This is a genomic window from Nonomuraea sp. MTCD27 (assembly GCF_041950495.1).
In the GTDB taxonomy this organism is placed as follows: domain Bacteria; phylum Actinomycetota; class Actinomycetes; order Streptosporangiales; family Streptosporangiaceae; genus Nonomuraea.
In genome coordinates this window covers 245369-268293 of the sequence record NZ_JBGNUW010000008.1, presented here as the reverse complement: position 1 = coordinate 268293, position 22925 = coordinate 245369, and the positions used below count along the sequence as shown (strand labels likewise).

Genomic DNA, 22925 nt, shown 5'->3' with positions numbered 1-22925 from the left:
AACGGTGACCCTAACGGCGGTAGTCGCGCGGCGACACGCCGGTGATCCGCTTGAAGGCGTTGCTCAGCGCGCTGACCGAGGCGTACCCCACCTGGCGGGCGATCGTCTCCACCGTCTCGTCGCCGCGGCGCAGCTGGTCGGCGGCCAGCTCGATCCGCCAGCCGGTCAGGTATTCCAGCGGCCCCCGCCCGACGACCTGCTTGAACCGGGCGGCCAGCGTCGAGCGGGACACCGCCGCGACCGCGGCCAGCTCCGACACCGTCCAGGGATGGGCCGGCCGGGCGTGCATGGCCCGCAGGGCGGGCGCCACGATCGGGTCGGCGAGCCCGGCCAGCCAGCCCGACGTGCCGCCCGGCCCGCCGGCGGCCAGGTGCAGGCGCAGGAGGTGGATCAGCATGACCAGGGCGAGGTGCTCGGTGACCAGGGTGGCGGCGAGCGGCCGCTCGCGCAGCTCGGCGGCGATCTGCTCGAGTGCCCAGCGCATGGTCGTGGCCTCGGCGGTGCGGCCGGGCACGTGGACCACCGGCGGCAGCACGTCGAGCAGCAGCTCCTGGGCCCGCTCGCCGAACCCGAACCGGCCGCCGATGAAGACCACGTCCTCACCGGACCCCGTCCGCGCCACGCCGTCCCCCGCCGCCTCGAAGACCGGGCGGGCCGGGACCGGCCGCACCCCCGGCCCGCTGGCCAGGGTGAAGGCGCGCGGCTGGACGAGCAGGAAACAGTCGCCCTCGGCCAGCTCGATCGGCTCCGGCACACCCTCGACGGTGAGCACGCAGTGACCGCGGAGCACCGCGTTGAACTTGACCCCCGGCGGCGGCTCGAACGACAGCCCCCACCGGCCACCGGCCACCAGCCCGACGGACAGGTGGCTGGTCGTGCCGACGAGGGTGAGGACGTCTTCGAGAGGATCGGCTTGCTGGACGCTCACGCAACCATCGTGCACCCACCACCATTCCACGTCCAAATCCGCGGCCGGGCGCCCATGGCCGGGCGGGGGAGCGGGGGATAGCCTTCCCGGACCGGGAGCACGGCGAGGTGTTGACCTTCCCCTTGGGTGAAGCCGCAACATCGTCGGCACCGGCCACGGTGGCCGGGACGAGGAGGAGTGGTGCGGCTGCTGACGATCGGGGCCTTCGCCCGGGCTGCGCGGTTGTCGCCGAAGGCGTTGCGGCTCTACGACGAGCTCGGGTTGCTGCGGCCGGCCGCGGTGGACGGCGAGTCCGGATACCGGTTCTACGATCCCGCGCAACTGGAGCGGGCCCGGCTGATCGCCTGGCTGCGGCGGCTGGGCATGCCGCTGGCCCGCATCAGGCGGGTGTGTGACCTGCCGGCGGGCGCGGCGGCCGAGGAGATCGCCGCCTACTGGGAGCAGGTGCAGGCGGAGACCGCCGCGCGGGGGCAGCTGGCCACGTTCCTCGTCGACTACCTGTCGGGGAGAGGGAGCACCGTGGAAGAGACGGCGAGCATCCTGGGGATCCGCTACGCCGCCCGGCGCCGTTATAAATCTACAATGTAAAGGCGCTCGGTCAGGTCCGCTGAGCCGGATCCCGCGAAGACAACACCGCGACGCCGCGGACGAGGTCGGCGGCGCGTTCGGCGATCGCGATCGTGGGGGCGTTGGTGTTGCCGCGCGGAACGGCCGGCATGACGGAGGCGTCGACGACGCGAAGCCCGTCCAGGCCGCGCACCCGCAGCTCGGGGTCGCAGACCGCCCGCTCGTCGGCTCCCATGGCGCAGCTGCTGGTGGGGTGGAACATGGTGCCGACGTGGCCGCGGATCCACTCGCGCAGGGCCGGGCCGTCGACGTGCTCGCCGGGCTGGTGCTCGCCGGTGACCAGGCCGGCCAGCGGGGAGCAGGCGGTGATGTCGCGGGCGAGGTGGGCTCCTGCCACCAGGATGTCGAGGTCGGTCTCGGCGGACAGGTAGGCGGGGTCGATGAGCGGCGGGTCGGCCGGGTCCGTCGAGCGCAGGGTGATGCGTCCGCGGCTGTGGATGTCGAGTGCGCTGACCAGGATGGCCAGGCCGCGCCGGTTCGCGGAGCCCTCGCCCGGGATGGGGCCGGGGTGGGCGCCGATCTGCAGGTCGGGTGCGGTCAGGCCGGGGCGGGTCCGGACGAAGGCGCCTGCCTCGGCGCCGCACGAGCTCATCGGGCCCTGGCCGCTGTCCTGCCAGCGGGCCCGGTTCTCCGGGGTCGCGTGCTCGGTGATGCTGGGCACGCCGGGGGTGTGCCACTCCAGCAGGCACTGCGGGTGGTCCTGCAGGCCGGTGCCGACCCTGGGGGAGTCGGCGGTGATCTGGACGCCGAGCTCGCGCAGGTGGCCGGCGGGGCCGATGCCGGACAGCAGGAGCAGGTGCGGGGTGGCGATCGCGCCGCCGCACAGCAGGACCTCGCGGCGGGCGCGCGCCTCGTACGTCGTGCCCTGGTGCACGTACCGCACTCCGGTGGCCCGTCCGCGTTCGCACAGGATCCGGGTGGCGGGGGAGCCGGTGCGGACGGTGAGGTTGGGGCGTCGTGCGGCGGGTCGCAGGTAGGCGTCGGCGGCGGACCAGCGCCGGCCGTCGCGCTGGGTGGCCTGGTAGTAGCCGACGCCGTCCTGGACGGCGGCGTTGAAGTCGTCGTTGGCGGGCAGCCCGGCGGCGACGGCGGCGGCCAGCCACGCCTGGCTGAGCTGGTGGCGGTGGTTGAGGTCGGCCACCCGCAGGGGCCCGCCGGTGCCGTGGTAGGCGGAGGGGCCGCGCTGCTGGTCCTCGGCGCGCCGGAAGTACGGCAGCAGGTCGTCGTAGCCCCATCCGGCGCAGCCGTGCAGGTCGCGCCAGGCGTCGTAGTCGGCGCGGTTGCCGCGGATGTAGACCATGCCGTTGATGGTGGAGCCGCCGCCCAGGGTCCGGCCGCCGGACAGGAAGACGGTGCGGTTGCCGGCGTGGCGCTGGGGGACGGTGACGTCGTTGCGGGACAGGGGTCCCTGCCAGAGGGCGGGGGCGGCGGCGGGCATGCGGATCTCGGGTGCTTCGTCGGGTGGGCCGGCTTCGAGCAGCAGGATGTGGTGTCCGGGGTCTTCGCTCAGCCGGGCGGCCAGCACGCAGCCGGCGCTGCCCGCCCCGACGATGATGTAGTCGTATCCGCTGTCGTTGGTGGACATGACCCCCATCGTCGCGGCGGCGGTGGCCCGGCGTCTTGACGTGGCGTGCGGGCTTGTTGGCCGTCCGTGCGCGCCGGGGGTGGGATGCGGTGGGGCGGGGTACGGTGGGGTGGTCGTCATGACTGTGGTGTTCCAGGCGGAGGACGAGCCGGTGGTCTCGCGGCGGGACTACTGGCAGGAGGTCGTGCGCGGGTTGCTGGCGCCGTTGGAGCTGCGGATGCCGCGGGGTGATTTCCGCAGCCGCGTCACGGTCACCGACGTGGGTCCGGCGCAGGTCCTCGATCTGGTGACGACGCGTGGGCAGGCCTTGCGGACGCCGCGTCTCATCCGTCGTTCGGACCCGGGGCTGTGCAAGATCGATGTTCTCGTACGCGGGCGGCTCGTCGTCGAGCAGGGCGGCCGTCAGGCGGAGTTGAGGCCGGGCGATTTCGCGGTCGTCGATTTGTCGCGTCCGTGCCGGTGGGTCAACGACACGGCGGCGTCGAGCATCGCGCTCAGCTTCCCGCGCGCGCTGTTGCCGCTGAAGGACGGGGAGCTCGGTGCGCTCACGGGTGTCGCCATGCCGGGTGATCGGGGCACGACGGCGTTGATCTCGTCGCTGGCCCGTCAATTGCCGGCCACGCTGGACGGTTGCCGTTCCGAGGAGAGTGCCCGTCTGGGGGCCGCCGTTCTCGACCTGCTCTGTGTGGTGCTGGCCGCCCGGGTGGGGCGGGGTGACGGGCGGCCGGCGGAGTCTCGCGGGGACGCGTTGCTGGTGCGGGTGCAGGGTTACATCGAGCGACGGCTCGGTGATCCGGCGTTGTCCCCCGGGTCGATCGCCGGTGCGCACCATATCTCGCTGCGGCGGTTGTACACGTTGTTCGAGGGCGCGGAGAGCGGTGTGGCCGGTTGGATCAGGCGGCGGCGGCTGGAGCGGTGCCGGCGTGACCTGCTGGATCCGGCGTTGCGGTCGCGGCCGGTGAGCGCGATCGCCGCCCGTTGGGGTCTGACGAACCCCGCTCATTTCAGTCGTGCCTTCCGGGCGGCGTACGGTGTGCCGCCCGCGGAGTTCCGCCGCCTCGGAGGCGGAGCCGGGGGACCGGCCTGCTGAGGCCCGTGCACGGCCGGGCAAGGGGTGTGCTCGGCGCCGGTCTCGGGCCTACTTGGATTCGACGCGGCCGACCGCGTCTGGTCCGGTCGTCAGCTCGTCGCACGCCTCCTGCCAGGCGGAGTCGCCCGGGTAGAGCCGGCTGCGGAGGTAGGCCCAGGTGAGCCGCGCGACCGCGGCCACCAACTGGGGGTTCTCGTCCGTGGTCTCGGCGACGTCATATCCCGAGACCCCGCCGAGGCCGTGCTCGGCGCCGAACAGGGTGAGCAGGGTCTTGGGCGCGGGGGAGAGGAAGTACGGGTCGGCGTGCCAGTCCGGGCCCCGGACCGTCAGGTGGGTGGAGGCGTCCTTGTCGCCGGCGACCACGAGCGCGGGCGTCGTCATCCCGGAGAAGTCCGTGGTCAGGAAGAAGGAGTAGTGCTCGGCCACGAACTCGGTGACGGCGTCGCCGCCCCTGCCGGGCGCGGCGAGCAGCACGCCCGCCTTGATCCGGGGCTCGGTCAGGTCCACTTCCGTCCCGTCGTGGGGATCGGTCAGGCGCGCGCCCAGCAGCAGGCTCGCGGTGTGCCCGCCCATCGAGTGCCCGGCCACGGCGACCCTGCTCCGGTCCAGGCGCCCGGACAGCTGCGGGACGGCGGCCTCGATCGCGTCGAGCCCGTCGAGGACGCGGGTCATGTCCTCGGCCCGCGATCGCCAGTACAAGGGCGCCTCGGGGTCGTCGGGGTCCAGGCTCAGCGTCCTGGAGCTCAGGTGGGTGGGCTGGATCACGGCGAAGCCGTGCGCGGCCCAGAAGTCGGCGAGCGGGGCGTAGCCGTTCAGCGAGGACAGGTTGTTCGAGTAGCCCTGGCCGTGGGACAGCAGGATGATCGGCAGCTCGTCGCCGGTCATGGGCGCGGACACTCGTACGTGCAGGTCCACGGCGCGGCCGGGGGCGGGCAGCACCACCGGGCTGACCGACAGGACAGTCGATTCACGCATGATGTGCGTTTCCTTCGATAAGCGGAACGTTGTCCCGGAAATATATGGAACCATGTCCCGTTTTGTCAATCGGGCCCGCCTGTGCGCCACCGCGGGGGCGCGCTGACCAGGCGTCATGGGATTGACGGCCCGCAGGAGCAAGGCCGGCGCGACGTGCGCTGCGGCCCTGCGGCGCGTGCTCGATCACGCGGGGTAGGCGTGCGTCTCGGTGGCCTTGACCGAGGCCCAGATCTGCTGGCCGGGCGTCAGGTCGAGATCGGCGACGGCGGAGGGGGTGATGTCGGCGAAGGCGGTGATGGGGCCGTCGAGGTGGACGCGTACGTTGTCGCCGTGCCGTTCGATGCCGTCGATGACGGCCTGCCACAGGTTGCGCGGGCTGCCGTCGGGGCGGGTGCGGTACAGCGCCACGGCGGCCGGCGGGAAGGCGACGAACGCGGCACCGTCGAGCTGCTCGGAGGTGTGCAGCAGCAGCTCGCCCACCTTGACCCGGCACCCGCCGGCCACGCCGCGATACAGGTTGAGCCCCACGAGGCGGGCCACGTAGTCGGTACGGGGGCGGCGCGAGACCTCGGCCGGGGTGCCCTCCTGGACGACGGCGCCGTTCTCGATGACGATCAGGCGGTCGGCCAGCACCATGGCGTCCAGGGGGTCGTGGGTGACCAGGACGGTGACGCCGTCGAAGTCGGCCAGATGGCGGCGCAGCTGCGAGCGGATCTCCAGGCGGGTGTGGGCGTCGAGGGCGGCCAGCGGCTCGTCCAGCAGCAGCAGCTCGGGCCGCACGGCCAGCGCCCGCGCCAGGGCGACCCGCTGGGCCTGGCCGCCGGACAGGTGCCGCGGCTTGGCGGCGGCGCGGTCGGCGAGGCCGACCCGCTCCAGCAGGGCGGCGGCGGTGCGGCGGGCCTCGGCCTTGGGGACTCCGTGGCAGCGGGGGCCGAACGCGACGTTGTCCAGCACCGTCAGGTGCGGGAAGAGCAGGTAGTCCTGGAAGACCATGCCGATCGGGCGGCCCTCGGCGGGCAGGGTGTGCAGCGGCCTGCCGCGCAGGCCGATCCGCCCGCCGGACATGCGGGTGAGCCCGGCCAGGGCGCGCAGGGCGGTGGTCTTGCCCGCGCCGTTGGGGCCGAGCAGCGCCACGACCTCGCCGGGGGCGACCTCGAGGGTGAGGTCGAGGGTGAAGGCGGGCCGGGTGACGACCAGGTGGGCGTGCAGGGTCATGACGCGTTCACCCACCGGTCGCGCAGGCTGGCCAGGATGATCACCGAGACGGCGAGCAGCACCAGGCTGAGCACGATGGCCGCCTCCGGCTCGGTCTCCAGGGCGAGGTAGACGGCCAGCGGCATGGTGCGGGTGGTGCCGGGGAAGTTGCCCGCGAACGTGATCGTCGCGCCGAACTCGCCCAGCGCCCGCGCCCAGCACAGCACCGCCCCCGCCACCACGCCCGGCATGATGAGCGGCAGCGTCACCCGCCGGAACACGGTCCACCGCGAGGCGCCCAGCGTGGCCGCGGCCTCCTCGAACCGCTGGTCGGCGGCGCGCAGCGCGCCCTCCACGCTGATCACCAGGAACGGCATCGCGACGAACGCCTCGGCGACGATCACACCCGCCGTGGTGAACGGCAACGTGATGCCGAACGTGGCCTCCAGCCACTGCCCGGCAAGCCCGCGCCGCCCCAGCACCAGCAGCAGCGCGACCCCGCCGACCACCGGTGGCAGCACCAGCGGAACCGTGACCAGGGCCCGGATCAGCCGCCGCCCGGGAAACGACACCCTGGCCAGCAGCCAGGCCAGCGGCACCCCGAGCAGCAGGCACACGGCGGTGGCGACGGTGGCGCACACCAGCGACAGCCGCAACGCCTCCAGCACCTGCGGCTCGGCCAGCCGCCGCAGCAGCGTGGCCCAGGGGGCGCGGATCAGCAGCCCGGCCAGCGGCAGCACGAGGAAGACCAGCCCCACCACGGCGGGCAGCACCAGCATCCACGGCAGCCGCCCGGAGACCTCGCGGCCCGCGGCCGGCCGGCCGCGCCCGCGCGGCGGTTCGGGCAGATCGACCTGTTCCTGCATGGAAGAGCTCATCAGTGATCAGGGCGCCTCGAAGCCGGCTCTGGTCAGCACGTCCCTGCCCTGCGGCGACAGCACCAGATCGACGAACCGCCGGGCCAGCTCACCGGCCGGAGCGTCGGTGAGGGCGACGATCGGATAGTCGTTGACCGCCTGGTCGGCCTGCGGGAAGGCGATCCCGGTCACCTTGCCGGCCGCGGCGATCACGTCGGTCCGGTAGACCAGCGCCACGTCCACCTCGCCCAGCTCGACCTTGGTCAGCGTGGCCTTGACGTCCTGCTCCAGGGTGACCGGGGTGACCTTGAGCCCGGCCGCGTCCAGCGCCTTGACCGCCGCGGCGCCGCACGGCACCTGCTCGGCGCACAACGCCACCTTCACCTTGCGGTCGGCCAGGTCCTTCAGCTCGTCCACCCGGGCCGGGTTGTCCTTCGGCACGACGATCTGCAGCTTGTTGCGCACGAACGTGACCGGCGAACCGGCCATCGACGCGTCGGTGACGGTCTTCATCGTGGCCGGGCTGGCCGCGGCGAACACATCCGCCGGTGCCCCCTGGGTGATCTGCTGCGCCAGCGTCGAGCTGGAGCCGAAGTTGAACCTCACCGTCGTACCCGGGTGCGCGGCTTCGAAGGTCCTGCCGAGCTCGGTGAACGTCCCGGTCAGCGAGGCCGCCGCGAACACGGTGAGCTCCTCGGCGCCGCCGGAGGCGGCCGGAGCCGGGTCAGAGGCGGAGGTCGCGGCCGGCCCGCCGGAGCCGCAACCGGACAGGCCCGCGAGCGCGAGCGCGACGGGCAGGGCGATCGCCCATCGGGTAAGACGCCTGAACGCCAAAGAGGGGCTCCTCACACGTGACTGGTCACGCGCTCGTGACCGGGAATCTCCACGACGACGTTGGTGGACTTGATCACCGCGACCGCCACCACTCCCGCCTCCAGGCCCAGCTCGTCGGCGGCCTGGCGGCTCATCAGCGACACCACCCGGAACGGCCCCGCGGCGATCTCCACCTGCGCCATCACGGCGTCGCGGATCACCTCGGTCACGATTCCGCGAAAGCGGTTACGCGCCGAGGACCGGCCACCGTCGTCGCTCTCCTCGACCTGCGAGCGGGCGAACGCGGCCAGGTCGGCGCCGTTGATCCGCCGGTGGCCGTGCTCGTCGCGCTCGGCTTCCAGCCGGCCCGCGTCCACCCACCGGCGGACGGTGTCGGAGCTGACCCCGAGCAGCGCCGCGGCCTCGCTGATCCGGAACGTACTCACAAGTCCCCACCATACCCCCGCACATTCCACCCTGAACACCGGCCTTCGGCCGCAGCAGCGGCACTCGCCACGGTTCTTCCCTGGCATCCGCGAGATCGGAGCGCCGCGCGGCCAGGTCGTCGCCGCCCCGCTGGGGGTGCGAACCGTCGACCTGGCCTGACCGCCCGCCGCGAGGCGGCTCCGTCATGGTGATCACTCCTGGTCGGTCCTCCCGGGCCGGCGCGCCGCTGCCGACGCCAGGGAGAGATTCCAGAAATCGGCGTAGCGGCCGCCGCGGCGCAGCAGCTCGTCGTGGCTGCCCTCCTCCGCGATCCGGCCCCCGTCGAGGAAGACGATGTGGTCGGCGCGCTGGACGGTCCGCAGCCGGTGCGCCACCATCACCACCGTCCGGCCCGCCATCAGGCGATCGATGCCCTCGTGGACGGCCGCCTCGTTCAGCGGGTCCAGCGCGGAGGTCACCTCGTCCAGCAGCACGATGGGCGCGTCCTTCAGCAGCGCCCGCGCGATCGAGACCCGCTGGCGCTCACCACCCGACAGCAGCGCGCCGCCCTCGCCCACCTTCGCCGCCCATGCGCCGGGCAGCCGCTCGATCACCTCGTCCAGCCGCGCCGCGGTCGCCGCCGCCCGTACCTCGGCCTCGCCGGCGCCGGGACGGCCGAGACGTACGTTCTCCTCGATCGTGCCGTCGAAGAGGTAGACGTCCTGGAAGACGATGGCGATCCGCGCCATCAGCACCTCGGTGTCGATCGCGCGCACGTCCACCCCGCCCACGCGCACCACGCCCGCGTCCACGTCGTGGAAGCGCGCGAGCAGCTGCAGCAGCGTGCTCTTGCCCGCGCCCGACGGCCCGACCACGGCGAGCCGCCGCCCCTCCGGCACGGACAACGACAGGTCGCCGATCACCGTGTGGCCGTTCTGGCGGAAGGTGACGGACTCGAACTCCAGGTCATGGCGTACCGGCTGGATCGGTTCGCGCGCCTGGGGCAGCGGCTCGGTGCGGACCACCGCGTCGAGCCTGGCCAGGTCGAAACGGGCGCTGCGTACCTTGCCCCCGATGTCCGACAGCGACAGCAGCGGGTCGGCGCAGCGGGCGGCGAGCACCAGGATCGCCAGGACCTCCGCCGCGCCGATGTTCCCGCCCAGCGCGAGGTAGGCGCCCAGGGCCAGCAGCGCGGTGAACATCGCCTGCACCGTGAGCGTCAGGCCCACCGCGCCGGGCAGCGCCGACAGCAGGGAACGGCGGGCCGCGCGCTGGAGCCCGGACAGCGCGTCGTCGAGCAGCCGGAAGTGCTCACCGCTCCGGCCGCCGGCCCGCAGCACCGGCTGGGCCTGGAGGTACTCGATGACCCGCCCGGTGGCCTCGTCGCCGCGCTCGCCGCGCTCCGCGTCGGTGGCGGCCGTCGAGCGTCCCGTCCAGATCTGGATCGCCGCCACCACCGGTACGGCGACCAGCGCGGCCAGCCCCATCTGCCAGTTGAAGGCGAGCATCACCACGACGATCGTCAGCGGGGTCACGCACGCGGAGATGAACGGTGCCAGCAGATGCGCCGCCACCCCCATCGCCTGCAGGACGCCCTCACTGGCCAGGACCGAGACCTCCCCGACGCGGCGGGCGGTGAACCAGCCGAGCGGCAACCGGGCCAGATGATCGCCGAAGCGGTGGTAGACGCCCCGCAGCAACGTGGTCCCGACGCGGAAACCGGACAGGTCGCTGAGATAGCGCAGCACCGCGTAGACCGCGACCGCGGCCCCGAACCCGGCCAGCCAGGGCCAGGCGTCCGCGGGCCCGCCCCCGAACAGCGCCCGCAGCACCGGGACCAGCAGCGCGTACGACAGCCCCTCGGCCACCGCGGTCGCCGTCATCAGGGCCACGGTGCGACGCATCGGCGGGGCGTACTCGTGCCCCAGCACGCGCAGCAACATTCGGATCATCGCAGCTCATCTCCTTGCGGCAGGCCACCACGGGTGTCATCGGTGATCGCGGAGCGGTGGGATCGCCAGAACGCGGCGAACCTGCCGTCCTGTGCCAGCAGCTCGGCGGGATCGCCCTGCTCGACGATCGCCCCGTCCTCCAGCACCACGACGGTGTCGGCGTCGGCGATCGTCTCCAGGCGGTGGGCGATGACCAGCACCGTCCGGTCGCCGGCGAGCGTCGCCAGGGCGGCGCGTACCGCCTGCTCGGTCTGCGGGTCGGCGAAGGCGGTCGCCTCGTCCAGCACCAGCACGGGGGTGGCGGCGAGCAGCGCGCGGGCGATCGAGATCCGCTGGGCCTCGCCGCCCGACAGCTTGACGTCCTCGCCGATCACCGTCTCGTATCCGCGCGGCAGCTCGAGAATCCGATCGTGCAGGTTCACCAGCCGGGCGACGCGCATCACCTCCTCGCGGCCGGCCCGCGGCACGGCCAGCGCGATGTTGTCCGCGACCGGCGCGCGCAGCAGGCGTACGTCCTGGAAGACGAAGGAGACCGTCCGGTAGAGCTCCTGGCCGCCGATCTCGCGCAGATCGACGCCGCCCAGGAGGACCGAGCCGTGGTCCGGGTCGAAGAACCGCGGCAACAGCTGGACCAGCGTGGACTTCCCGCTTCCCGACGGCCCCACGATCGCGGTGACCGTCCCCGGCTCGAGCACCAGGTCGATCCCGCGCAGCACCTCGTGCCCGGGTTCGTAACCGAAGCGCACCCCACGCAGCTCCACCCGGTGCCCCTGCGGTGCGGCCGGGCGGCGGGGCTCCGGCAGCGACCGCACCCCGAGCACGTCCCGGATCCGGCCGACCGCGCGCCGGGCGGCCTGCAGGTCGTCGAAGCCGTGGCCGAGCGCCGCCACCGGGGCGGTCAGTCCCAGCCCCAGGAGCAGGAAGGGCAGCAGGTCCGCCGCGGCCAGGGAACCGTCCGTGACCAGAACCGTCCCGCCGGCCAGCACGACCAGCAGCACGAACGGCGGCGACAGCGCCAGCTGCATCCCGGCGGCGATGCCGGACAGGCCGCGCACCCACCGGAGCATGGTGTCGGCGAAGTCATCCGTGGCCGTGCGGAAGCTGCGGTGGGCGCGCTCGCCCCCGCCGAACGCCTTGACCACCGAGATGCCCTGCACGAACTCCACGGCCGCGTTCGAGATCCGTCCCATCCCCTCGTCGAGCGCCTCCTGCTCGCGCCGGCGGCTCGGGGTCATCATCAGCGGGACCAGCGCCACGGCCAGCACCACCGGGATCATCGTGATCAGCGTGAGCCGCCGGTCGACGGTGAACAGGTAGATCAGCGACACCAGCGGCACCACGAACGCGGAGACGAACTCGCCGGGGAAGTGGGCGATGAGCGGGTGCACGGCACTCACGTCCTGCCCCACGACCTTGGCCAGCTCGCCGGTCCGCCGCCGGGAGAACCAGCCGATCGGCACCCGCCCCAGCCGCGCGGCCAGGTGCCGGCGCAACGACAGCTCCACCCGGGCGTCGAGCAGGTGCCCGATCCCGGACGACGCGACCGTGAACAGCAGCCGGACGAACAGGCCGGCCGCACCCGCGAGCACGACGGTCCAGACCCGGCCGGGATCGGCCGGGCCGGGCGACAGGAGCGTACGCCCCAGCTCGACGACCGCCAGCAGCGGCGCCAGACCGGCGACGGAGCCGATCACGTGCAGGATGACGACGGTGGCGAAGCTCCACCCGTAGGGGCGCAGCAGGTCTCCCAGGCTCTCGGGCGGCGCGGCCGGCTCCCTCGCCTCGGCGGTGAGGCCGGTGGCGGTCACCGCGCTCACCCGGCCAGCGCCCGGCGCAGGGTGTCGCCGAGTTCGGCGATCTGCCGCTGCGACACCTCGGCGGACATGATCGCCTGCGACCCGTGGAAGGTGCCCGGCCACTGGTGCAGCTCGACCGATACGCCCGCCTGCAGCAGGCGCAGCGCGTAGGCGATGTCCTCGTCGCGGTTCGGGCACAGCTCCGCGGTGGCGACGTAGGCGGGGGGCAGGCCGGACAGGTCGGTGGCGCGCGCCGGGGCGGCGTACGGCGAGGTGGCCGATGAAGTGGCCGGTGAAGTGGCCGGTGAATTGGCCGGTGCATTGGGCTGTGTGGCGGGCGTGTCACCCAGGTAGTGCCGCCACGCCGCGGCGAGCTTGCCGCGATTCAGCCAGGGCGTGTCGGTGAAGTTCCGCGCCGACCAGGTCTCCAGCCGGTCGTCGAGCCCGGGCTGGTTGAGCAGCTGGAAGCGGATCGGCGGCCCCTGCTCCTCGCGCGCCCGCAGCGCGACCGCGGCCGCGAGCCCCCCGCCGGCGCTGTGCCCGCCGACCGCGATCCGCTCCGGATCGACGCCGAGCTCGGCGGCGTGCTCGGCCGTCCACTCCAGTACGGCGTAGGCGTCGTCGAGGGCGGCCGGGAACCGGTGCTCGGGCGCCAGCCGGTAGCCCACCGAGATCACCACCGCCCCGGAGCCGTCCGCGAGCCGGGCGGCCCACGGATGCTCGGTGTCCACGTCACCCATGACGAACCCGCCGCCGTGCAACCAGACGATGGCGCCGTGGGCCAGGTGCGGGCGATAGATCCGCACCGGCACGTCCGGATCGGCGGCCACCGTGCGGTCCTCGATCTCCATGCCCGAGGTGTCCGGCGCCGGCATCCTGGCGGCCAGCTCGGCGAAGGACTTGCGCGCCGTGAACGGGTCGCTCAGGTCAGCCGGAGGGAACAACGGGACGAATGCTTCGAGTTCAGGATCCATGCCGGTCATCCTCCCGGCCGGCACCCCCCGGCATCATCCGCCATCCGTCGGGCATCCTGCCCGGATGGCGCGACGACCGGCGCAACGACCGGCGCACCGATCGGCGGGGCGGTCAGCGCGCGGAGTGCTCCAGGAAGATGGCCAGCAGCCTTTCGGCCGCCTCGGGGGACAACCCCTTGGTGAGGAACGCCTTGTCCGTGAACAGGTCGCGCTGACCCCCCTGGACGTCGAACTCCAGCGTGTCGATCGTGGCCAGGGCCTCGTCGCGGTCCTTGGCGTCGGCCCAGCGCTCGATGTCCCGCAGCGCCAGGTCCAGAACGCCCGCCGCGTCCCGCAGGACGAGGTGGCCGGCGCCCTCGGGGAGCCGTTGCCGGTCCAGGTCGATCCCGCCGCGGAAGTCCACGTCCGTCATGCGCGCGGCGGAGAAGTCGTTGCCTTCGTACCTGTTCGTCGTCCGCCCCAGCTCGGCGTCCCTCGCCCAGGGGTCCGCGGAGAAGGTGACCGATTCCAGGCTGCCGGAGAAGACGCAGTCCACGAATTCGGCGTCGATGAAGGTGAGGCCGGACAGGGTCACGTCCAGGAAGGAGCAGGAGACGAAGGTGGCCCGGCCGGGATCGAGGCCGTCGCCTTGCAGGGTGCTGCCGTCGAAGACGCATTCGGTGTAGACGCTCGGCTGCAGGCCGCCGCCCAGACAGCCGTCCGTGGCACGGACGCCGCGGAAATCGCACCGGGTGAGCCGGCTGCCGTTCGCGACGAGAAAATACCCGAAACGCCGCCCGGAATAGTCCGCGCCCGTCAATCGGGCGCCATTCAGCCGTAGCTCGTCGCTCGCTTTCACCAGCCGACCTCTCCGTCGCCTCGATCAGGAGTCGCACATTTTACCGGGGACGAGGGCGAGCCGCCCCCGGACGAGGCCGGGGGCGGCTCGGTGTCAATCGATGGTCAGGACGGCAGCCGGCCGATGCTGTACAGCACGTACGGAACCCGGCTGTACCCTCCGGTGGTCGCCCGCCCGAGATGGTTCGCGTAATCCTTGACGGTGGTGAATTCGACCCAGTTCATCAGGCGCCGGTCGTAGAAGTCGACACCCCAGCTGGGTTTGTAAACCCACCGCCCCGGGTCTATCGCGTTCAGTTCCCGGTAGAGCGCCCGATGGAATGCCGACCCGAAGAACCGGCGCGCGCCACGGAAGTCGCCCGCGCGGATCAGCTTGCGATATTCCCTCAGTTCGTTCCGCTGGAAGCCCCGGAGAATGTCCTGAGGCCGTTGCGCGAGCCGGAGCGCGGCCGTTTCGACGGCGGCGACCGATTCCGCGTAGCGGGCCCGGATCCCGGCGGGCAGGTTCTCCGCCAGCTCCGTTCTGATGGTGATCCCGCACTTCGGATTGGTGTTGTGCACCAGCACCGGCGTGCTGCCCGTCAGCACGTAGTACGTGTGCAGGTCGGCGACGGTCAGGTTGTGGACCCGCTGGCGGGCCGTCCGCTTCCCGACCGCCTCGATCCGCACGTACGTGCCCGCGGAGGTGCGCAGCCACATGCCGGGCTCGAGGTCCTTGGCGTAGACCCACGTGCCCAGGTCGCGGACCCAGAACGGGTGCTCGCCGGTCGCGGTGACCTCGCCGGTCTCCTCTCCCTTCCCGCCGTCGGTGTCGACGGTGATGTCGACCAGTTCCTTGTCGCCCTCACCCGTGATCAGGGCGGTGACGGGCTTGGCCGCGGTCTCGCCGGTCTCCGGGTCGGTGGCCAGCACCTCGTCCCCGACCTCGATCCGCTCGATGTCCTCGGTGCTCCCGTCGGCCATCTGGACCTCGGTGCCGGGTACGAAGCTGTTGGGCGCTCCACACCCGACGTTCCGCATGCCCCGGCCCAGGACCCGGCCGAGCCCGAAGGTGGCCGCGCCCACCGTGGCGCCGGCGAGCGTCTCCAGGGCGAACTCACCGGCGTCGAAGCTCCGGTTGGGGTCCATGGCGACGTTCACGCCGTAGGTGGTCGCGGAGGCCGCCGCCCCGGCGGCCACGGCGACCGCCAGCCCGCAGGTGATGCCACCGGTCTCGGGACACAGCGCCGCCAGCGCGCCCACGCCCAGCCCGACCAGCAGCCCGGCGCCGATGGAGGAGAGCTCCCGCTTCCAGTCCATCGGCGGGGAGTAGCGCAGGTTGGCGACGGACAGGCCCGCGGCGAAGCCGTAGCGGTTGCTCGTGGCCGGGTTCAGGGTCAGGCCGAGATCGGCTCCGGCCTCCTGCCGCGAGTCGGGGGTCAGGAACTGGTGGCTGGTGGGCAGGTAGTTCCGCGATCCCATCTGATAGCTGGACGACAGCTGGTCGAAGCGCCGGGCGCCGAACCAGTAGGGGTTGTAGGGCTCCTTGTACGGGTTGGCCGAGTCGGGGGTGTCCACCCCGCTGACCGATCCCGGCACCAGGGAACCGAAGACGCTGTAGCCGTACGTGGCCCGGGTGTCGCCGGTGTCGGTGGTGAGGATCTCCACGTTGCCCTGCGGGTCGTAGCCGTAGACGCTGCGCTCGGCGCTCCCGCCCGCGCCGAACCTCGCCATGGAAAGCCGCTCGTCCCACGCCGAGTACTCGAACGAGCGGGTGATCGAGCCGGCCACCTCCTCGTCCAGCACCTCGCCGGACAGGCCCAGGTAGGAGTAGGTGGTCTTCCTGCCGTCGTGGTCGGTCGTGGAGGAGGTACGGCCCAGCGGGTCGTAGGTGTACTCCGTGGCCCGGTTCACGCCGTCGACGCCGACCTGCTCGGTGCGGGTGGTCTGGTCGAAGGCGTTGTAGAAGTAGAACGCCGTCGGCGTCTGCTCCTCGCCGGAGGTCACCGCGGAGAGCCGGCCCGAGGGGTCGTACGTGAACTCCGAGTAGCTGCCCAGGTCACCGCTCCTGACCAGGCGGTTCCAGTCGTACTGGAAGTTGGTCGAGGTCCCGGCGACGTTCTGGATGACCACGTTGGAGTTGGCGTCGTACTGGTACTCCTCGCTGCGCGCCTGGGAGAGGTACTCCACCTTGGTGACCCGGTTGCGCGGGTCGTAGGTGTAGTCCTTCTCCACGTCCGGGTACAGGCACCGGAACTCGACGCACCGCACCTTGGTGTGGTCCTTGGCGACGCGCAGGTCGGCCTGGTAGGTCAGGGTGTGCTCGGCCTGCACGGCCCCGTCGGGCTTCTTCTCCACCGAGTGCCGCGGCAGCCCGTCAAGGAAGTACTCGTAGGTCGCGACGTTGCCGTTGGACTTGGTCTCGGTCGCCCGCTCGCCGCGCGGGGTGTAGGTGTACCGGGTCAGCCTGGGGCTGGGGTCGGTCGCGCTGCCGGCGTTGCGCATCGTGTCGAGCAAGTCGCGGGCGTCGTAGGTGTAGTCGGCGATCGTCTTGTCATGAGCGCGGCGGATCAGGCTGCCGATCTCGTTGTAGCCGTAGGAGGTGGTGTTCTTGAGCGCGCCGTCCAGGCTTTCGGTGATCTTCTGCACCTGGTTGAGGTCGTCGTACTCGAGGTCCCACTGGTCGATCGTGGCGTTCGGCGAGCTGTCGGTGACCTTCTTGAGGTTGCCGTTCGGGTCGTAGAGGTAGTCGAACGAGACCGTCTGCGGGTACGGCGGTCCGGACGATCCGCCCTGGTCGGCGTGGCGCTTGAGCTTGCCGTCGGGGTGGTAGCCCCACTCCAGGGCCCGCTGCAGGCTCCCGTCGGCCGCGGTGACCTTCCGCTCGGTCTGCTGGCCCAGGTCGTTGTAGTCGTAGCTGACCGCGATGCCGAACGGATCGGTCGACTTCTTGATCCAGCCGTTGTCGTAGTACTCGGTGTTGCTGACGATCCGCCCCCGGTGGTCGGGGTTGGGGGTGTGATCGGGGTCGGGCGGCGGTAACGCCACCGACGTCAGGCGCGAGGCCGCGTCATAGGTGTACTGGACGCTCTGCGGCGTGCGGTACGGGTAGTCCGGCGCGCCCTGGTTGTCGTCCTTGTCGAACGGGTAGATCTGCTCGACCGCGCGGTTCAGCTTGTCGTAGCGGACCTCGGTCAGGAAGTCGCCCGGGTCGTCGGTGGTCGCCACGCCCCGCGGGTTGATCGCCTTGGTCTGGTTGCCGACCTGGTCGTACTCGAACCGGCGGATCGTCTCCTTGGCGTTCCCGTCCACCACCTCGTGCGGCACCCGGGTCTCGACCACCTTGCCGCGGGCGTCGTACACCGTGGTGGAGACGGTGCCGTTCTGGTCGGTGGAGGTGGTCTGCAACCCGTCGCGGTCGTAGCCCGCGGCGGTGGTGTACCCGCCGGCGTCGGTCACCGCGGTCACCCGGTGGTTGCGGTCGTAGCCGAACTTCGCCGTGTGGTCGAGCGGGTCCGGGGTGGCGTTCTTGCGCGGGTCGATGACCCAGGTCAGGTTGCCGACCCCGTCGTAGATGTACCTGGTGTTGAAGCCCTTGGCGTCGGTCACGCCGGTGAGCTGGTAGATCTCGTCGTAGGACTTGGTGGTGGTGTAGTCGCCCGCCGCGGTGCTGACGTTGCCGTTGGGCTCGGTGATCGTCAGCCGGTTGCCGACCTTGTCGTAGGTGAAGGAGGTCTTGCGCTCCGGCGCGTCGCTCTGCTCGTCCCTGGGTTCGAGCGTGGAGGTGACCTGGTCGTTCGCGTCGTAGGCGGTGGTGGTGACGGCGCCGTTGGGCGCGGTGGCCTTGGTGATGTTGTCGTTGGGGTCGTAGACGGGGGCGGGCGTGACGATGTTCTCGCCGGCCGTGTGGTCCTTCTGCACCGTGCTGGTCAGGAGGCGGCCGAACAGGTCGTACGATCGCCAGCTCGCCGTCCCCAGCGGGTTGGTCACCGTCAGCGGCAGTCCCCGCCAGTCGTAGCCGAGGTGGGTGGAGTCGCCGTTCGCGTCGGTGATCACCTGCGGCTGGCCGGTCGCGTCGTAGTCCCCGAAGGTGGTGGGGTTGCCGTTCGCGTCGGTCGCCTGGGTCACCTGCCCGTAGATGTCGTAGGCGTACCTGGTGGTGTAGTCGCCCGCGGTCTCCGTGGTGTTGCCGACGGGGTCGGTGACCGAGGTCAGGTTGCCCCACGCGTCGTAGGCGAAGGTGACGCGGCGGCCTTCCGGGCTGGTCTCGGCGATCAGGTCCGCGATGCGCCCGTTGAAGCCCTTCTGGTACGTGTACGTGGTGGCCGGGGTGCCGTTGTGGTTCGCCTCGGCGTCGCGGACCCAGAGCCGGTGCCCGGTGAGCGGGTCGTAGCCCGAGGTGGTGACGGCGCCGTTGTTCTCCTCCTCGCGGACCACGTTGTGGTCGGCGTCCCAGCCGAGGTTGGTGACCTGGGTCTTGGCGTTGGTGATGCGGGTGGGCCGGCCGTACTCATCCAGGTGGTAGGCGGTGGCGTGGTTCTCGGCGTCGGTGACCGTGGTGTCGAGCGTCTCGCCCGTGGCCCCGTCGGGGTCCACGTAGCCGAACCCGGTGGTCCCGCCCAGCCGGTCGGTGATGGTCTTGGCCGACCAGTGGAACTTCGGGTCGTCGCCGGTCTGCGGGTAGTAGTAGGCCACGCCGGTGCCGTTGCCGCGCGGGTCGGTGACCTTGACCAGCTTGGCGTTCCGGTTGCCCTGCGTCATGTCGTAGTCGAAGCGGAACGTCTTGGCGCTGTCGTGGCCGTCCCCGTCGACCATCTTGGCCATCAGGCCCCAGCTCGTGTACATGAAGGTGATCTTGCGGCCTTCGATGTCGCTGATGGACTTGACGCGGTCGATGATGTTCGGGTTGACGAGGTTGGCCCAGTAGACCTCCTCGCCCTCGTCGTTGATCCAGGTGTAGTTCTCGCCCTTCTGGTAGTAGTCGATGGTCAGCGTCTGCCGGCGCGCCGGGTCGGTGACGTACTGCAGGAACTTCACCGGCTTGTTGTTCGACTTGCGCGAGGCGTACGTGAACGACGCGGTGTTGATCATGCCGTTGCGGTCCTGCGCCGCCGACAGGTAGCCGTCGCAGTCGAAGTAGTACTGCGTACGGTCGGGCTGGGTCATCACCCAGGCCCGGGACTCCTCGGTCTGCGGGCCGCACGTCACCAGGCGCTGCAGGTAGAGGTGCACGCCCTTCGGACTGGTCCACTCGCCCGCGGCGTCGTCCCACGTGAAGGTGTGGCCGGTGCCGTCCCCGTCGGTCATGGTCACCGTGGTCGGGTTCGGGTTGGGGTGGAAGTCCAGCGGCGTGCCGAGCCGGATCGGCGTGGCGGCCTGCAGCGACCAGCCGAACCCCATCGAGCTGTTGGAGGTGTCCTTGGAGTTGTAGGCGAGGTTGACGACGGTGGAGAAGTCCCCGCGCGACGGGTGCAGCCAGGGGTTGTAGGTCCAGACGGCGTTCCCCGAGTACAGGTTGTTGCGCAGCACGCCGCCGGCGCCGGTGTCGCGGCCCGCGTACTCGTAGAACGGCTCCAGCCCCAGCTGGTTGGAGGTGGGCTTGTCCACCGCCACCGCCTGGGTCAGCGCCGGGATCGCGTCGCTGGCCGACAGCCAGGCGTCGGTCGCCCTGTTGTACAGGTCCGACTGCAGCACGTAGCTCGTGCGCTTGTTGCTCTCGTCGGCCGTCACCGGCGCCTTGACCTGCGCCTGGACGGTGACGGTGTCACCCGGGGCCAGGTCCTTGGGCAGCGCGGTCTTGACCTGGTTGTCGGCGGTGGTCACGTCGGTGCCGTCGGGCCGCGCCCAGCGGTAGGACAGCACGTAGTCCGACGCCTTCCACGTGGCCGCGGTGGTGTTGGTGAGCGTCACCGGGGTGGTGCTCTGACCTCCCTCGACCATCCGGGCCGCCGTGCCGGGCGCGTGATAGGTGCTCTCGGTGGTCTTCTCCAGATACGTGACGCGCAACTGGGGCCGCAGCTGCGGCTCGGCCGCCTCGTCGGACAGGAACAGGGTCCGCTCGGCGGGGGTCGCCTCGTTCGCCAGCTTGATCATCACGCCGTGGTTGGCGGAGGGGGCGGCGACCCAGCTCTGCGTGAGCGCCGTGGCGGTGAAGCTGCGCCGGTAGGGGTCGTTGGTGATCCCGGCGTAGCTGCCGGTGACCGTGGCCGCGTGGTCGCCGCCCGCCGTGGTCCACGCCGTGGCGGCCGTGGCCCTGTTCCAGGTGGCCGTCTTCTCCTCGAATCCGGTGTTCACGCCACGCAGCTCGTACGTGGCCGTGCCCGACCCGATCATGGTCACTTCCCACAGGTCCACCGACGCGTCGAGCACCCGGGCGGTCGGCGGGATCGCGGAGACCCCGGGGAACTTGAGCACGGCCCTCGTCGTGCCGTACGTGCCGGAGTTGTTGCCGACCGACAGCCACGGCGCGCCCGCCAGCGCGTCCTGGTTGACGTCGGGCTGCCCGCTGGACAGGGTCGTGTCCGCGGTGCCGCCCTGGAAGATCCTGACGGTGCGGCCGGCCTTCGGCAGCGCGGCGATCTCCGTCGGGCCGGGGACGATCTGCCCGTCCTTGGTCTTCACCGCGACCATGTAGTAATAGACCTGGCCGAACGGATCGGTGGAGGTGGCCGGGGTGGGCTCGGCCGTCGAGTCGGTGAACGACGTGGTGGCCGGCGCCACGGGGGAGACCAGCGTGGCCGCGGACGGGGTGAAGGTCTGGTAGACGCTCCGGTGGACCTGATACTCCACGAGGTCGTCCGACGAGCCGTCCGACGGGTCGCGGTAGGCGGGCCACGACAGCTCCGCGCCGGCGGCGTGGATCGTGGCGGGAGGATTGACGGCCACGCCCTGGCGGCCGTAGGTCAGCACCAGGCGCGGGTAGGTCGCGGTCTCCCCGCCGTAGGAGTACAGGCTGCCCTCGTAGCGCACCCCGCCCTTGTCGAGGGTCTCGTCGGCCGCCTTCAGCACGAAGCCGTGGTTCGGGGCGGCGCCGTCGAGCCACGACTGGACGATGTTGCGCACCGCGAAGGAGTGCCACTGGCTGCCGTTGGCCCCGGCCGGCTTCACCTGGGTGGCGTCCTTGGTCAGCCGCACGGCGTCGGCGATCACCCCGGTGGAGGCCGAGGCGGGGCCGTCGCCCAGGACGACCTTGCCGGTGGTGCCGGCGGCGAACGGATGGGTGCCCAGGGTCTTCCACACCCCGTTCGTGGTGGAGGCCGCGTACTGGTTGACCGCGTATGCCTTGGTGCCGCCGTTGTAGGTGACGGTGTAGGGCGCGGCCGTGGCCCGGTCGGACGCCTCCACGTAGTGGACGTCGACCCGGTAGTCGCCGTCCTCGGTCAGGCGCGGGGTCCAGGTGTAGCGGTCGCCCGCGACGGCGTCCTTGTTGTACAGGTAGTCACCGTTGACGGCCTTGGCCGCCAGGGCGCTGGTGGAGGCGGGCCACGCGCCGGTCGCCGCGGTCCGGCCGGTGTCGCCGTCGTCGACGACCTCGCTGTTGTGGCCGAGCTCGCCGGTGAGGCTCTTGGCCGTGTTCCAGGTGGCGGTCGTCTCGTCCCAGGCGGCGGTCGCGCGGTGCGCCTGAAGGGTGACGTTGTTGCTCGCCCCGGTGCTGGTCTGAATGTCCTGGTCGTAGTAGACCTGGAGCTGCGCCGAGTCGATCCTGGTGCCGGACGGCACCCCGGTCAGCGGGAACTTCAGCAGCGAGCGGGACACGCCGACCGACGACGTGCCGGTCGACAGGCGCCAGCTCCCGTCGAAGTTCGTGTCCGGGGAGTCGGAGACGATCATCGTGTCCTGCGAGACGCTGGGCGTCGGCGCGATCCTGATCGTCGGGTCGATGACCACCGGGTACTGCCGGGCCGGATCGGCCAGCCACGCCTGGTCCGCGGTCACCGTGAGCCGCAGCAGCCCAGCCGCCCCGTCCCACGCCATGCTCTGCGTCACCTTGTCGCTGTACGCCTTGCCGTACGGCGAGGACGCGTCGTCGCGGGCGTCGGTCATGTACGGCTTGGGGATCTCCATGACCGGCGCGCCGTCGAAGTCGCCGCGGTAGAACGCGATCGACCCGTCCGGCCGCTGCCAGGCGCGCAGCCCGTCCACCTTCATGCTGAAGGTGTAGGTGGGGGCCTGCTCCGGCGCGGCGTCGAGGACGATCTGCTCCTTGGCGCCTTCCGGGGTCACCTCGTACGACAGCCGGGCCCCGCCCTCGTCGTACGCGTAGGTGGCCGTGTTGCCCTTCACCTGCGGCTTCCCGCGCTTCACCCCGTCGGCCCCGAGCGTCACGGACACGTCGTCCAGCTCCACGCGGAGGACGGAGCCGGGGTCGGTGCCGAAGAAGCTGCTGAAGACGTTGCTCTGGTTGCCGTACGCGAAGCCCGCCCGGTCCGTGGGCGAGAGCTCGGTGGAGATCGGCTGCCACTTGCCGGATTTGTCGCGATAATTCAGCGGCCTTGCTGATACTTCCACCTGCTGCCGGCCGTCCTCCAGCAGGAACGCCCGCTCGTGGGCGCTGCGGCCGCCGGCCAGTTCCTTGACCCGCTTGACCGGCGGGAGCTTCTGCCCGGCCGACTCCTGATCGCGCCGGGGCACCCCGTTCACGCCGAGATCACGCGGCTCGGGCGTCTCCTCGGCGCCGGTCAGCCAGTCGGAGAGGTCCTCCAGCCAGCCGCGCTCGCTGTCCGGTTTCCACCCGCCTCGCGCGTCGCCCACGGGGGGCGGGCCGGGTGTGGCCGCTCCGGCGGGGAGCTGCATGCCGCCCAGGGCGACAGCGAGCACCAGGAGCCCGGCCAATAATCGACGAAGTTCACGCGTTGTCCTGTGTGCAGCCATGGGCCGGCCTCCAGAGTCGGA

The 22925-nt window shown here is 71.7% G+C and carries 14 protein-coding genes; 2 read left to right on the top strand and 12 right to left on the bottom strand.

Translation table 11 applies throughout. The features are described from left to right. Window positions 1-10: 10 nt before the first annotated feature. A complete protein-coding gene (locus ACBJ59_RS25000) occupies window positions 11-928 on the bottom strand; it encodes an AraC family transcriptional regulator (RefSeq protein ID WP_375112664.1) in 918 nt (305 codons plus the stop codon). 180 nt (window positions 929-1108) lie between these two features. Here ACBJ59_RS25000 and ACBJ59_RS24995 point away from each other — a divergent pair, with 180 nt between their 5' ends. Then, window positions 1109-1516, top strand: a complete 408-nt coding sequence (locus ACBJ59_RS24995) for a helix-turn-helix domain-containing protein (RefSeq protein WP_375112663.1) — start codon at window positions 1109-1111, stop codon at window positions 1514-1516. Window positions 1517-1526: 10 nt separating this feature from the next. Here ACBJ59_RS24995 and ACBJ59_RS24990 read toward each other — a convergent pair whose 3' ends face one another. After that, the gene (locus tag ACBJ59_RS24990; RefSeq protein WP_375112662.1) at window positions 1527-3140 is read right to left on the bottom strand and encodes a GMC family oxidoreductase; all 1614 of its coding nucleotides are present in this window, start codon (window positions 3138-3140) and stop codon (window positions 1527-1529) included. Here ACBJ59_RS24990 and ACBJ59_RS24985 point away from each other — a divergent pair. Beyond that, on the top strand, window positions 3139-4230 hold the full coding sequence (locus ACBJ59_RS24985) for a helix-turn-helix domain-containing protein (protein WP_375112661.1): 1092 nt from the start codon (window positions 3139-3141) through the stop codon (window positions 4228-4230). The genes ACBJ59_RS24990 and ACBJ59_RS24985 overlap by 2 nt on opposite strands. A gap of 48 nt (window positions 4231-4278) precedes the next feature. On the opposite strand, the gene ACBJ59_RS24980 is transcribed toward ACBJ59_RS24985, so the two are convergent. From ACBJ59_RS24980 to ACBJ59_RS24935, 10 genes are all read right to left on the bottom strand, one after another. Next, window positions 4279-5205, bottom strand: a complete 927-nt coding sequence (locus ACBJ59_RS24980; protein WP_375112660.1) for an alpha/beta hydrolase family protein — start codon at window positions 5203-5205, stop codon at window positions 4279-4281. Window positions 5206-5388: 183 nt separating this feature from the next. Then, the gene (locus ACBJ59_RS24975; protein WP_375112659.1) at window positions 5389-6420 is read right to left on the bottom strand and encodes an ABC transporter ATP-binding protein; all 1032 of its coding nucleotides are present in this window, start codon (window positions 6418-6420) and stop codon (window positions 5389-5391) included. Continuing rightward, window positions 6417-7265, bottom strand: a complete 849-nt coding sequence (gene modB / locus ACBJ59_RS24970) for a molybdate ABC transporter permease subunit (protein ID WP_375112658.1) — start codon at window positions 7263-7265, stop codon at window positions 6417-6419. Before modB ends, ACBJ59_RS24975 begins: the two co-directional genes overlap by 4 nt. 18 nt (window positions 7266-7283) lie before the next feature. Continuing rightward, window positions 7284-8090 carry a molybdate ABC transporter substrate-binding protein gene (gene modA, locus ACBJ59_RS24965; RefSeq protein ID WP_375112657.1) on the bottom strand — a complete coding sequence of 269 codons (807 nt, stop codon included), beginning with the start codon at window positions 8088-8090 and terminating at the stop codon, window positions 7284-7286. Between the two features lie 11 nt (window positions 8091-8101). Further along, on the bottom strand, window positions 8102-8515 hold the full coding sequence (locus ACBJ59_RS24960) for a molybdopterin-binding protein (protein WP_375112656.1): 414 nt from the start codon (window positions 8513-8515) through the stop codon (window positions 8102-8104). A 192-nt stretch (window positions 8516-8707) separates the two neighbouring features. Beyond that, complete coding sequence (locus ACBJ59_RS24955; protein WP_375112655.1) at window positions 8708-10447, bottom strand: ABC transporter ATP-binding protein; 1740 nt, start codon at window positions 10445-10447, stop codon at window positions 8708-8710. Next, a complete protein-coding gene (locus tag ACBJ59_RS24950) occupies window positions 10444-12264 on the bottom strand; it encodes an ABC transporter ATP-binding protein (protein WP_375112654.1) in 1821 nt (606 codons plus the stop codon). Before ACBJ59_RS24950 ends, ACBJ59_RS24955 begins: the two co-directional genes overlap by 4 nt. Then, window positions 12261-13217, bottom strand: coding sequence for an alpha/beta hydrolase (locus ACBJ59_RS24945; protein ID WP_375112653.1), 957 nt, complete (start codon window positions 13215-13217; stop codon window positions 12261-12263). The genes ACBJ59_RS24950 and ACBJ59_RS24945 overlap by 4 nt, the downstream gene beginning before the upstream one ends. A 112-nt stretch (window positions 13218-13329) precedes the next feature. Beyond that, window positions 13330-14055 (bottom strand): hypothetical protein, encoded by a 726-nt coding sequence (locus ACBJ59_RS24940; RefSeq protein ID WP_375112652.1) that lies wholly within the window; start codon window positions 14053-14055, stop codon window positions 13330-13332. A 104-nt stretch (window positions 14056-14159) separates the two neighbouring features. After that, window positions 14160-22904 carry a DNRLRE domain-containing protein gene (locus tag ACBJ59_RS24935; protein ID WP_375112651.1) on the bottom strand — a complete coding sequence of 2915 codons (8745 nt, stop codon included), beginning with the start codon at window positions 22902-22904 and terminating at the stop codon, window positions 14160-14162. Window positions 22905-22925 lie beyond the last annotated feature (21 nt).

Excerpts from the sequence above, each read along its gene's own strand:
- ACBJ59_RS24985 (WP_375112661.1), top strand. The coding sequence starts at position 3,139 with ATGACCCCCATCGTCGCGGCGGCGGTGGCCCGGCGTCTTGACGTGGCG.
- ACBJ59_RS24990 (WP_375112662.1), bottom strand. The coding sequence starts at position 3,140 with ATGTCCACCAACGACAGCGGATACGACTACATCATCGTCGGGGCGGGC.
- ACBJ59_RS24980 (WP_375112660.1), bottom strand. The coding sequence starts at position 5,205 with ATGCGTGAATCGACTGTCCTGTCGGTCAGCCCGGTGGTGCTGCCCGCC.
- ACBJ59_RS24975 (WP_375112659.1), bottom strand. The coding sequence starts at position 6,420 with ATGACCCTGCACGCCCACCTGGTCGTCACCCGGCCCGCCTTCACCCTC.
- modB (WP_375112658.1), bottom strand. The coding sequence starts at position 7,265 with ATGCAGGAACAGGTCGATCTGCCCGAACCGCCGCGCGGGCGCGGCCGG.
- ACBJ59_RS24955 (WP_375112655.1), bottom strand. The coding sequence starts at position 10,447 with ATGATCCGAATGTTGCTGCGCGTGCTGGGGCACGAGTACGCCCCGCCG.
- ACBJ59_RS24945 (WP_375112653.1), bottom strand. The coding sequence starts at position 13,217 with ATGGATCCTGAACTCGAAGCATTCGTCCCGTTGTTCCCTCCGGCTGAC.
- ACBJ59_RS24935 (WP_375112651.1), bottom strand. The coding sequence starts at position 22,904 with ATGGCTGCACACAGGACAACGCGTGAACTTCGTCGATTATTGGCCGGG.